Raw genomic sequence first — 11,914 nt, 5'->3', positions numbered from 1 at the left:
TACCCTCTCCCCGTAAGAACGGGGCGAGGGAGCGGACTGCCGGCTTTGCTGACGCAATCGTCCAACTTTGGAGGCGCAAGATGTTGCGGCATGGTTTGATTGTTGTGTTGGGTTTGGCCTTCGCGATGACCGACATTCCCAGCGTGAAAGCCGAAGGCCTCGCCGACATCGTGCCCTCGGGAGCGTTGCGCGTGGCGGTGGCCGTCGGCCCTGCCGCGTCGGCGTTTTGGACGACGCGAGATCCCTCGACCGGCAAGCCGCACGGCGTCACCGTCGATCTCGCAAAGGCCGCGGCCGACAAGCTGCACGTTCCCCTTCAGCTCGTCGAATACCAGAGCTCCGACGAGATCGCAGCCGCCAGCGACAAGGACGTCTGGGATCTCTCCTTCATGCCGGCGGACGTCAAGCGTGAGGCCTTCGTGGACCAGGGCCCGGCTTACGTCGCCTATATGAGCGGCTATCTCGTGCGCGCCGGCTCGGACATCCGTTCGGTGGCGGATGTCGATCGCGCGGGAATGCGGGTCGGCTGTATCGAGGGGACGTCGACGTCGCGTACGGTCGAGAAGTCGCTGAAGCAGGCTAGGCTGAAGAAGTTCGTGAAGCCCGAGGAGGCGGCCGAGCTGATTGGCAAGGGCGAGCTTGATGCGCTCGCGATGGGCATGGGGGCTTTAGAGGACCTCTCGCGAAAACTGCCGGGAACGAAGGTGCTGGATGAAGTGATCCAGTCGACTGGCGTGGTTGTGGTCGTGCCGAAGGGCAAGGCGGCAGCGAAGGTCTGGGCCGCGCATTTCATGGGTGAGGCCAAGGCGGACGGCACGGTGCGTCGTGCGCTCGACGGCAACGGGTTCAACGCCGACAAGGTCGCGCCGTAGGAATCCGCACCCGCGTTACGCAGCCGCCTTCGGCCGCAGCCGGTCGACAGTACGCGCGATCAGCGCAGCCACTTCCACGACCTTCGGGCCAATCCGAAACTCAGGGCCCGCAACGACGACCGAGAGCCTGCGATCTCCAATCGGCAGCGGAATCGCGGCGCCGGCGAGGTCGCGGCTGTAATCGGCAAAACTCTGGCAGTAACCGCGCGAGACCGAGTTGCGCAGCTCGAGTTCCACAGCCTCGATGCTGATCGGCGTCGAGGGACCGTATTGCTTGAACTCGATCTTGCGATAGACGGCATCGCGCTCTTCCTGCGAATATTGCAGCAGCAGCGCGCGGCCGCTGGCGGTGGCGTGGATCGGAACGCGATGGCCGATGGTCGCGAAATAGCGGATCGCGGCTTGGGATTCGACGACGTCGATGAACACGGCCATCACGCCGGCCGGTGCCACGATGGATGCGGTCTCGCCGGTCTCGGCAGAGAGATCGGCGATCAGCGTGTGGGTCCAAGTCGGCAACGGCTCGACCTCGGAGATCATCCGCGCCATCGCCAGCCATCGCGGCGTCGGATAGAAGCCGGCGCGCGGCCGCGGCTCATAGAGATAGCCCTTCTCCGACAGCGTCGCGAGCAAATTGAAGGTCGACGAGCGCGGCCAGCCGAAATGATCGGCGATCTCGGCAAGCGTCGCCGGCTTCCTCGTCTGCGCGAAAAATTCCATGATCTCCAGAACATTTGCGGCTTGGCGAACGATCATGGCGGGGCTTTGCGTCCTGATCTAGGGCTGGCCGAGGATTTTCTTCGCGGCGCGAAGATGCGGCTTGTCGATCATCTGGCCGTCGAGACGCAGCGTACCGGAGTTCGGATTGCCCGCGAACGCCGCGATCACCTTCTCCGCCCAATTGCGCTCGGCTTCCGTCGGCTCGAAGGCCGCGTTGACAACATCGACATGTTTGGGGTGGATCAGCGCCTTCGCCGAAAAACCGTCGCGGCGCGCTGCGCGCGTTTCCTGTTCGAGGCCCGCCAGATTGTCGATGTCGGTATAGACCGTGTCGATCGGCGCGACCTCGGCGGCGGCGGCCGCCATCAGGCAGAGATCGCGCGCAAGACGATAGGGGCTATGGAACACGCCGCCGCTCGCCTTCTCGGTGGCGCCCAGCGAAGCCGAGAGATCCTCCGCGCCCCACATCAGGCCGGCGAGGCGAGGGGAGCAGCCCTTGTAGCTGCCGAGTCCGAAGATCGAGCTGGCAGTCTCAGTCGCGACGCAGACGATGCGTGTCGCGCCGACCGTGATGCCGGACGCAGCTTCCAGGGCTTCGAGCCAGGTTGAGACCTGCCGCACATTATCACCGCCTTGCGATTTCGGCAGCACGATGCCGTCGGGCTTGCCCGGCATCACCGCGGCGAGATCGGCGAGCGTCATGTCGGTGTCGAGCGCATTGACGCGGACATAGAGCTGGTGTGGCTTGCTGCGGCCCTTCAGCATGGCGAGCGTCAACCCGCGCGCCTCTGGCTTCTTGTCGGTGACGACGGAATCCTCGAGGTCGATGATCAGCGCGTCGGCATTGCCTTCGCTCGCCTTCTCGAATTTGCGCGGGGAATCGCCCGGCACGAACAGCATCGAACGCATCAGACCGGCCTCTTGTGCATCATCGCCATGCGGCGGCATTTGCCGACGATCTCGTCGTTCTGGTTCAAAGCGTGGTGCTCGAACTCGACGATGCCCGCCTTGGGCCGCGATTTGGATTCCCTCAACGAAAGCACCTTCGTCGTCGCCCGCAAGGTATCGCCATGGAAGACCGGTTTTGGAAAAGTGACGTCGGTCATGCCGAGATTGGCGACGGTGGTCCCCATGGTCGTATCATAGACCGTCATGCCGATCATGATGCCGAGGGTGTAAAGGCTGTTGAAAATGCGCTGGCCGAACTCGGTCTTTTCGGAGAAATGCGCGTCGATATGCAGCGGCTGCGGGTTCAGCGTCAGCAGGCTGAACATGGTGTTGTCCATTTCCGTGACGGTCCGGCTCAGCGGATGCCTGAACTCCTGGCCCACGGAAAACTCTTCGAAATAAAGTCCGGCCATCGCGGTTTCCTCCCTGTCTTGTTGCGATTTGGCCCGCGCTGCCCTTTACGGCGGCGTGGCCAGGTGAACTGCTTTTTGCCCTGCGAGCTGCGCGATCTCGTCACTTGAGAAGCCGGCTTCGCGCAAAATGTCGCGGCCGTGCTGGCCGAGCGTCGGCGCGGGGCCGGCGGGTTCGGGCTGGGTCACACTCCAGGTCGAGGGCACGCGCATCTGGCGGATGCGGCCTTCCACGGGGTGATCCACCGTCCGGAAGAAGTCGATCGCCTTGAGATGCGGATCGTCCTGGATCGTCTCCAGCGTATGCATCGACATCACCGGAATGTCGGCGCGCTCCAGCAGCTCGCGCCATTCCGCGGTGGTGCGCGTTGCGAAGATGTGGCCGATCTCTTCGTAGATCTCGTCGATGTGCTTTGTGCGGGCCGCGTGGTTGGCAAAGCGCGGCTGCTGCAGGAATTCCACCCGGCCGATCGCCTCGAAAAAGCTGCGCCAGTGCTTGTCGTTGTAGATGAGAACGCAGAGATAGCCGTCGCTGGTCTTGTAGGGCTTTCGATAGCGCGAGAGCAGGCGGGCGTAGCCGCCATGGTCGAGCGGCGGATCGTAGGTGAGTCCGCCCAGATGATCGACCAGCACGAACTCCGTCATCGATTCGAACATCGGCACATCGATGCGCTGGCCCACGCCGGTGCGGCTCTGATGCATCAGCCCGCCCATGATCGCGTTGACCATCATCAAGCCGACGATGCGGTCGGCGATGGTGACGGGGACGTAGCGCGGCGTGCCGTCGCCGGCCGCCGCGAGCAGCGTCGGAATGGTCGCGGCGCCCTGGATCAGATCGTCGTAAGCGGGTTTTGCGGCATAGGGGCCGGACTGGCCGTAGCCGAACGCGCCGACATAGACGAGGGCGGGATTGATCGCGCGAAGCGCTTCGTAATCGAGGCCGAGCCGCGCCATCGCCTGCGGGCGCACATTATAGACGAGCGCATTAGCGCCCTTCGCCAGCCGCAACAGCGCGTCGCGCCCTTCAGGCTTCTTCAGGTCGAGCACGATGCTGCGCTTGCCACGGTTGGCATTGAGAAACATCCCGCCCATGCCGGGGGTGCGGCCGGGACCGATCTGGCGAACGATGTCGCCCTCGGGGCTTTCGACCTTGATGATGTCTGCGCCCATGTCCGCCAGCACCTGGGTGCCGTAGGGGCCCATCAGCACCGATGTCAGGTCGAGAATGGTGAAGCCGGCGAGCGGTCCCATGGGGCCTCGTGGGGTAAATTCATATGCATGGAGTTAGAGTTCAGAAAATATGGGTGTCAATCCCACTATGCCGTCCAGCGGAGCATAGCCGCATGCTTAGTTCATATACTTGACAGATAAATTCACACATATGTACATCTTCCTCAAGCAAGAAATGGAGCGAGGGCCGGACGGCTGGCGGCATGAGGCTGCCACCTTCGGCATGGGGACGCGTGAGGGAGAACGATATGAAGACGAATCTGGTCCGGGCTGCCGCAGCGCTCGCTCTTTCGCTGCCGGTCTCGACACTTCAGGCGCAGGCACTCGAGCTGAAGGTCGCCGATAGCTTCCCCGCCGGACACTATCTCGTCCGCCTGATGCTCAAGCCCTGGATGGACGACGTCACCAAGCGCACCAACGGCGCGGTGACCTTCACCTATTATCCGAACCAGCAGATCGGAAAGGCCGCGGACATGCTGCGGCTGACGCAGTCCGGCGTGGTCGACATCGGCTACATCGGGCCGTCCTATGTTTCCGACAAGATGCCGCTGTCGGAAGTCGCGCAACTGCCGGGCGCGTTTGCGACCAGCTGTCAGGGGACGCTCGCTTACTGGAAGACCGCGCGCGAAGGCATTCTGGCCAAGCAGGAATACGCACCCAACAAGATCAAGCTGCTGATGGCCGTGGTGCTGCCGCCCTACCAGGTGTGGACCATCAAGTCGAAGGTGGAAACGACCAAGGACATGCAGGGCCTGAAGTTGCGCACCACAGGCGGCGCGCAGGACCTGACCTTGCGTGCCCTCAACGCCGTTCCGGTGCGCATGGCCGCGCCCGATGCCTACGAGTCGCTGTCGCGCGGCACCATGGACGGCCTGCTGTTCCCGCTCGACAGCGTCGTGTCCTACGGCCTCGACAAGCTGGTCAAGCACGCCACCGAAGGCGTCAGCTTCGGCAGCTTCATCGTCGCCTATTCCATCAACCAGTCGGTCTGGGACAAGCTGCCCGATAATGTGAAGACGGCGATGAACGAGGCTTCGGAAGCGATCACGCCGCAGGCCTGCGCCGGCGTCGAAAAGGAGGGCGAGGTGACCACGAAACATCTCAAGGACCAGGGCGTCAGCTTCGATCCGCTTCCGGAAGCGACGCGCGCCGAGATGAAGGACAAGCTGAAGGGCGTCGGTCAGGAATGGGCGGCTGGTCTCGACAGTCGTGGCAAGCAGGCATCCGCCGCGCTGAAGGAGTTCGAAGGTCTGCTCGCCGCCGGCGGCGCCAAGTAACTCCACACGACAGCGCAAGGAGGCGTCAAAGGTGATCAAGCGGGCGATCGATGTTCTCGGCATGCTGGAGCGCGCGCTCACGGTGATCGCGGCGATTTCGCTGTTCGCGATCATGGCACTGGTCGTGGCCGACGTTTTCATGCGCTACGTCCTGAATAGTCCGCTTTCGTTCACCTACGACCTGATCGGCCTTTATCTGACGGCCGGCGTGTTCTTCCTGACGCTGTCGGATACCTTGCGCGTGCATGCGCATGTCGGCGTCGACATCCTGCTGTCGCGCGCGCCGCCAGCCGGGCGGCGTCTGTCGGAAATCGTCACCGCGCTCACGGGACTGTTTGTCTTTATCCTGATCTCGAAGGTCGGGTTCGAGCGGGCGTTGGAGAACTACGAGCAGCACGACGTGCTCGCCGGCGCCATTCCGTGGCCGACATGGATTTCGGCGGCGCTGGTCCCGTTCGGCTGCGGCGTTCTGGTGCTGCGGCTGGCGCTGCAACTCGTGGGCAATGTGCTCAGCCTCGCATCGGGGCGTGATCTGTTTCCATTGCCGCCTTTGACCGACGAAACCCGCAGCTTCGAATAAGAGCAGCCTGAAATGACCGTCATCATCGTACTTGGCCTGCTCTTCCTTCTGCTTGCGATCGGAACGCCGGTCGGTTTCGCCATGGGCTTCGCCGGCTCGGTCGGCCTCCTGATGGTCGGCGGCACGAGCACGCTGTTCGGCATTCTCCAGACGGCACCGCTCTCGACTGTGTCGTCCTATGAGCTGATCACGATCCCGATGTTCCTGCTGATGGCGGAGCTTGTCCTGCTGTCCGGCGTCGCCGACGACATGTTCAAGACGGCATCCGCCTGGATCGGCCGCGTTCCCGGCGGGCTCGGCATGGCGACCGCCTTGGCGGGCGCCGGTTTCGGCGCGATCTGCGGCACCTCGACGGCGTCCGCAGCGACGCTGTCATCGACGAGCCTGCCCGCGATGATCAAGCAGGGCTATGAGCCGAAGATGGCCGCCGGCGTCGTCGCCATCTCGGGCACGCTCGCCATGCTGATTCCGCCAAGCGTGGCGCTGGTGATCTTTGGTCTGCTTGCGGAAGTCAACATCGGGCAATTGCTGATCGGCGGCATCCTTCCAGCGGTGCTTGTGACCGCGACCATCATGGCGACGATCTATTTCCTGGTCTGGCAGGATCCTTCACGGGCTCCGCGCGTCGAGCCGGTGTCCTGGCGCGAGAAGTTTTTGTTGTTGTGGCAGGTCGGCCCGATGGTGCTGCTGTTCTCGCTCGTCACGGGCACCATCTATCTCGGAATTGCGACGCCGACCGAAGCCTCAGCGCTGGGAGCGGCGGGAGCGTTTTCGCTCGCGGTCGCGAAGCGCAAGGTGAATCCGGGCTCGCTCTACCGCGCGCTGCTCAGCGCCTGCCACGGCACCTGCATGATCGTGACGATCCTGGTCGGCGCCTCGATCTTCGGCTACTTCTTCACGCTCACCCATGTCACGCAGGACCTCGTCGCCTGGATCGGCAGCTTGCCGACCTCCCGATGGGTGATCATCGCACTGATCTTGTTCGGCTATATCGTGCTCGGCTCCTTCATGGATCAGATCGCGATCCTGGTTTTGACCGTGCCGATCGTGCTGCCGCTGATCAAGACGCTCGGCTTCGATCCGATCTGGTTCGGTGTCATCAAGATCGTTACCGCCGAGGTCGGCATGATCACGCCGCCGGTCGGGCTGAATTGCTTCATCGTCGCCCGCTACGCCAAGCGGCCAGTGTCGGAAGTGTTCCACGGCACCTTCCCGCACTTCATCGCACATCTGATCGCGATCGCGATTCTGGTGGCCTTTCCGTCTATCATCCTCTGGCTGCCCTCGCAGATGGGGCGCTAGGATCGGAGCTCGGCTCCCAAGAAGGAGATCAACAACATGGATTTCGCGCTTACCGACCAGCAGGAAGCCATTCGCGGCGCCATCGCAAAAATATGCGAAGGCTTTCCCGACGCCTATTGGCTGAAGAAGGACCACGACGGCGGCTTCCCGCATGATTTTCATAAAGCACTTGCCGACGCCGGCTGGCTCGGCATCTGCGTGCCAGAAGCCTATGGCGGCTCCGGGCTCGGCATCACCGAAGCGGCGGTCATGATGCGCGCGATCGCGGAATCCGGCGCGGGCATGTCCGGCGCCTCCGCCGTGCACATCAACGTATTCGGTCTCAATCCGGTCGTCGTGTTCGGCTCCGAGGAGCAGCGCAAGCGCATGCTGCCGCCGATGGTCGACGGCCGCGAGAAGGCGTGCTTCGCCGTCACCGAGCCCAACACCGGCCTCAACACGACGCAGCTCAAGACCCGCGCCGTCGCCAAGAACGACCGCTACATCGTCAACGGCCAGAAGGTGTGGATCTCGACCGCGCAGGTCGCGCACAAGATCCTGCTGCTGGCGCGCACCACGCCGCTGGAGGAGGTGCGCTCGCCGACGCATGGGCTGAGCCTCTTCTACACCGATTTCGATCGAAAGAAGATCAAAGTCCACGAGATCGAGAAGATGGGCCGCAAGAGCGTCGATTCCAACGAGCTGTTCTTCGAGGACTTTGAAATTCCGATGGAAGATCGCATCGGCGAAGAGGGCAAGGGTTTTCAGTACATCCTCGAAGGCATGAACCCCGAGCGCATCCTGATCGCGGCGGAAGCCGTTGGCCTCGGCAAGCTCGCGCTGGCGCGCGCGACCGAATACGCCAAGACGCGCGTGGTGTTCAACCGTCCGATCGGCAAAAATCAAGGCATCCAGCATCCCCTCGCGGTGAACTGGGTCGAGCTCGAGGCGGCCTGGCTGATGGTGATGTCGGCGGCGTGGCAATACGACAAGGGCATGCCCTGCGGCGGCGCCGCCAATGCCGCGAAATACATTGCGGGCGAGGCCGGCTACCACGCCTGCGAGCAGGCGGTGATGACGCATGGCGGCTTCGGTTATGCCAAGGAGTTTCACGTTGAGCGTTATCTGCGCGAGGTTCTGATCCCGCGCATCGCGCCGGTCAGTCCGCAGCTTGCGCTCAGCTTTATTGCAGAAAAGGTACTGGGCCTGGCCAAGTCTTACTGAAGTCGCGTGGATAATTCGGCACATGAACCTCGCTCATCATCTCCTGCGTGCCGCCAAGGCCGATGCGTCCGCGCCGGCGCTGCTCAAGGGGCTGATACCGGTCGCGAACTACGGCCGGCTCGCCACGACAGTGGCCTCGCTGGCGGCGTCGTTGCAGCAGCGTTTCGGCCTCGCCAAGGGCGCTCGCGTCGCATTGCTGATGAAGAACGTGCCTGATTATGTCGCGTGCCTCTATGGTTGCTGGCACGCCGGGCTGGTCGCCGTTCCCATCAACGCAAAGCTGCATCCGCGCGAAGTCGCATTCATCCTCGACAATTCGGGCGCGGCGGTGGTGTTCGTGACCTCGGACATGGCGAGCGTTGCCTCGGAAGCGCTGGCGCTCGGTACAGCCAAGCCGCAAGTGGTCGAGATCGGCTCGGCCGAACATCGGGACCTCGAGAAGACCGACGGCATCGCCATCGCCGATGTCGCCATCACCGACCCGGCCTGGATCTTCTACACCAGCGGCACGACCGGCCGTCCCAAGGGCGCGGTGCTGAGCCATCGCAATCTGCTTGCGATGTCGATGAACTATCTCGCCGAAATCAACCCGGTCGTATCAGGCGAGGCGCTGCTGCACGCCGCGCCCATGTCGCACGGCTCCGGCCTCTACATGGTGCCGCATGTGCTCGGCATGGGGGCGCAGATCATTCCCGAGAGCGGCCGCTTCGAGCCGGACGAAATTCTGGAACTGACGGCAAAGCGCGACGGCATCTCCTTCTTCGCCGCGCCGACCATGGTGCGGCGGCTGACGGTCGCGGCGGAAGCCTCGGGCGCCACCGCGCCGGGGCTGAAGGCCATTATCTATGGCGGCGGCCCCATGTATGTCGCCGACTGCAAGGCCGCACTCGCGGTGTTCGGGCCGAAGCTGGTACAGATCTACGGTCAGGGCGAGACGCCGATGACCATCACTTACTTGCCGAAGTCCATGCACATCGACGCCGGGCATCCGCGCCACGAGGAACGCCTCGCCTCTGTCGGCATCGCGCAGGGCGTCGTGCAGGTGCGCACCGTGGATGAAGCGGGGCGGGACGTTGCGCCTGATGAGGTCGGTGAGATCATCGTGCGCGGCGATACCGTGATGTCCGGCTACTGGCAGAACCCGGAGGCGACCGCCAATACGCTGCGCGACGGCTGGCTCTATACCGGCGACATGGGCGCCTTTGACGCCGACGGTTTTCTCACGCTGAAGGACCGCTCCAAGGACGTCATCATCTCCGGCGGCACTAACATCTATCCGCGCGAGGTCGAGGAAGTACTGCTGCGGCACGAGGCCGTGGCGGAGGTCTCGGTGATCGGCCGGCCGCATCCGGAATGGGGCGAGGAGGTGGTTGCCGTCGTCGTTCCCGTCGCGGGCAGGGCGGTGACCCGGGAGGAGCTCGACCAGATGTGCAACGCCTGGATCGCGCGCTTCAAGCGGCCGAAGCATTATTATCTCACCGGCGAGCTGCCGAAGAACAGCTACGGCAAGATCGTGAAGACGGAGCTGCGGACGCTGCTGGGCGAATCTTCCGCACGCCTCACGCGTATGGACTGAGGCGGCGATGCGAGGATACGCTGCGCCGATCGCCTTTTCCGACTTGATCCGTGAGGGTGATCTCGTGGTGTGCGGGCAGGCGACGGCCGAGCCCATCACCCTGACCGAAGCGTTGATGGCGCAGGCGTCGCATCTTCCGCCCTTTCGCATGATGGTCGGGCCGGTTTTCTCAGAGACGTTTTCCGCAGGCCAAGCGCCCAACGTCTCGTTCCAGAGCTATGGCGTGATCGGCAATGCGCGGCGGCTGGCAAAAGCCGGGCGGCTCGATGTGATCCCGAGCAACTACAGCGCCTTCTGCGCGGACTTCGCCGCGCGCCGCCACAAGGCCGATGTCGTTCTGGTGCAGCTTGCGGAGTCCGCGGGCCGGCTCAGCGCCAGCCTCTCCAATGATTATGTCATCGACGCCGCGCGCAGCGCACGCCTCGTCGTCGCCGAGATCAATCCGGATGCGCCCTTTACGTTCGGCGCGGAATGGCCGGCCGAAGTGCCGATCCATATTCGCGTGACGGCACGCCGCCCGCCGGTTGAATTGGCGTCACCGCCGCTTGACGACATCTCGAGTCGTATTGCCGCCCATGCGGCGAGCTTGATCGTAGACGGTAGTACGCTCCAGTTCGGCGTCGGCCGAATTCCGGACGCAATCCTCTCCTCGCTGTCCCATTCGCGCAATCTCGGTATCCATTCCGGCCTGATCAACGACGCCGTCGTCGAATTGATCGAGCACGGTGTCGTGACGAATGCGGAGAAGGGCATCGATGCCGGGATCACCGTCACCAACCAGGTCATCGGCACGAAGCGGCTCTATCGCTTCGTGCACGAGAACAAGGAGGTCTCGGTGCGGCCGACGTCCTATACGCACGGCCAGGGCGTGCTGGCGCGGATCAACCGGCTGGTCGCGATCAATTCGGCGCTTCAGGTCGGGCTGGACGGCAGCGTCAATTCCGAGACGCTGAATGGTGTCGCAATCGGCGCGATCGGCGGGCAGCTCGATTTCGTACGGGGTGCCAATGCGTCTCCCGGAGGCAGGGCGATCATCGCGCTGCCGGCGACGGCGTCGGATGGCGCCAGCCGGATCGTCGCGAATGTCGAGACGGTGACGACCCCGCGCGCTGATGTCGACGCCATCGTCACCGAATGGGGTGTGGCGGAGCTGCGCGGTTGCGGCCTTGCCGAACGCGCGCGCCGTATGATCGCGATCGCGGCGCCGGAGCACCGCGACGCCCTGTCAGCTCAGCTCGGTCGCCCCGCGCGTTAGTTCATCATTGCAAGCGTCGGGCGCTGGCTCTCGCCGGACCCGATGATTCCAGGGAGATCCGTCGCCTCGCCGGCGATCATGTGCGACATTCCCCAGAACAGATGTGCAAGGCGGGAGAACACCAGCCGCTCGCGCTCGGCAGGAACGGTGCCATCCGGGATGGTTACGGTTTCCAGCCCGACGACCTTCTTGAAGTCGGGCCAGATTGTCATTGATTGCGCGATCACGGAGTAGCATCGCGGATCTTCGTCGCCCTCGTCGGGCGCCGGCGGCAAGCCCGGATATTGCGTCGGTGCGGCGTAGAACTTGTAGGCGCCATGGCCGAGCCTGAGCAGGAATTTTTCGGGGACGGCGACGTCGGCGGCGAAAGACACCAGCCGAGCCTCGCTCAGCACGTCCGGCGCGATGCCGCTGAGGTCCTGGGCGCGCAGTGCAGAGCAGAAGGCGAGCCCGCGATTGTGCTCGCGGAGCAGATTGGCCAGCGGTTGCTGCTGTTGCACGGTGTCGGTGAGCAGGATGATGGTCTTGAGCATCTTGTGAC

11 protein-coding genes and 1 pseudogene are annotated in these 11,914 nt (G+C 63.8%); 7 read left to right on the top strand and 5 right to left on the bottom strand.

The window, feature by feature from the left end:
* Positions 1-125 precede the first annotated feature (125 nt).
* On the top strand, positions 126-872 hold the full coding sequence (locus IVB29_RS19800) for a transporter substrate-binding domain-containing protein (RefSeq protein WP_247505037.1): 747 nt from the start codon (positions 126-128) through the stop codon (positions 870-872).
* A gap of 15 nt (positions 873-887) precedes the next feature.
* On the opposite strand, the gene IVB29_RS19795 is transcribed toward IVB29_RS19800, so the two are convergent.
* The 4 genes and pseudogenes from IVB29_RS19795 to IVB29_RS19780 form a co-directional block, all read right to left on the bottom strand.
* Complete coding sequence (locus tag IVB29_RS19795) at positions 888-1,628, bottom strand: IclR family transcriptional regulator (RefSeq protein WP_247505036.1); 741 nt, start codon at positions 1,626-1,628, stop codon at positions 888-890.
* Positions 1,629-1,649: 21 nt separating this feature from the next.
* Positions 1,650-2,501, bottom strand: coding sequence for a CoA ester lyase (locus IVB29_RS19790; protein WP_247505035.1), 852 nt, complete (start codon positions 2,499-2,501; stop codon positions 1,650-1,652).
* Positions 2,501-2,968: pseudogene (locus IVB29_RS19785) on the bottom strand (MaoC family dehydratase); the annotation flags it as partial. The pseudogene IVB29_RS19785 and the gene IVB29_RS19790, both read right to left, overlap by 1 nt.
* 30 nt (positions 2,969-2,998) lie before the next feature.
* Positions 2,999-4,201 carry a CoA transferase gene (locus IVB29_RS19780; protein ID WP_247505033.1) on the bottom strand — a complete coding sequence of 401 codons (1,203 nt, stop codon included), beginning with the start codon at positions 4,199-4,201 and terminating at the stop codon, positions 2,999-3,001.
* 227 nt (positions 4,202-4,428) lie between these two features.
* Between IVB29_RS19780 and dctP the strand changes: the two genes are divergently transcribed.
* From dctP to IVB29_RS19750, 6 genes are read left to right on the top strand one after another with little or no spacing between them, the layout of a single operon-like run.
* Positions 4,429-5,457 (top strand): TRAP transporter substrate-binding protein DctP, encoded by a 1,029-nt coding sequence (gene dctP, locus IVB29_RS19775; RefSeq protein WP_247505032.1) that lies wholly within the window; start codon positions 4,429-4,431, stop codon positions 5,455-5,457.
* A gap of 31 nt (positions 5,458-5,488) precedes the next feature.
* On the top strand, positions 5,489-6,037 hold the full coding sequence (locus IVB29_RS19770) for a TRAP transporter small permease (protein WP_247505031.1): 549 nt from the start codon (positions 5,489-5,491) through the stop codon (positions 6,035-6,037).
* 12 nt (positions 6,038-6,049) lie between these two features.
* Positions 6,050-7,339 (top strand): TRAP transporter large permease, encoded by a 1,290-nt coding sequence (locus IVB29_RS19765; RefSeq protein WP_247505030.1) that lies wholly within the window; start codon positions 6,050-6,052, stop codon positions 7,337-7,339.
* Positions 7,340-7,375: 36 nt separating this feature from the next.
* A complete protein-coding gene (locus IVB29_RS19760; protein WP_247505029.1) occupies positions 7,376-8,542 on the top strand; it encodes an acyl-CoA dehydrogenase family protein in 1,167 nt (388 codons plus the stop codon).
* Between the two features lie 22 nt (positions 8,543-8,564).
* Positions 8,565-10,118 (top strand): AMP-binding protein, encoded by a 1,554-nt coding sequence (locus IVB29_RS19755; protein ID WP_247505028.1) that lies wholly within the window; start codon positions 8,565-8,567, stop codon positions 10,116-10,118.
* Between the two features lie 7 nt (positions 10,119-10,125).
* Complete coding sequence (locus tag IVB29_RS19750) at positions 10,126-11,373, top strand: acetyl-CoA hydrolase/transferase C-terminal domain-containing protein (protein ID WP_247505027.1); 1,248 nt, start codon at positions 10,126-10,128, stop codon at positions 11,371-11,373.
* Here the strand turns inward: IVB29_RS19750 and IVB29_RS19745 are convergent.
* A complete protein-coding gene (locus IVB29_RS19745) occupies positions 11,370-11,906 on the bottom strand; it encodes a hypothetical protein (RefSeq protein ID WP_247505026.1) in 537 nt (178 codons plus the stop codon). The genes IVB29_RS19750 and IVB29_RS19745 overlap by 4 nt on opposite strands.
* Positions 11,907-11,914 lie beyond the last annotated feature (8 nt).

It is taken from the genome of Bradyrhizobium sp. 1 (assembly GCF_023073315.1).
Taxonomy (GTDB): domain Bacteria; phylum Pseudomonadota; class Alphaproteobacteria; order Rhizobiales; family Xanthobacteraceae; genus Bradyrhizobium.
Note: the sequence above shows the minus strand (reverse complement) of the source record. Positions and strands in the feature narration are given on the sequence as shown.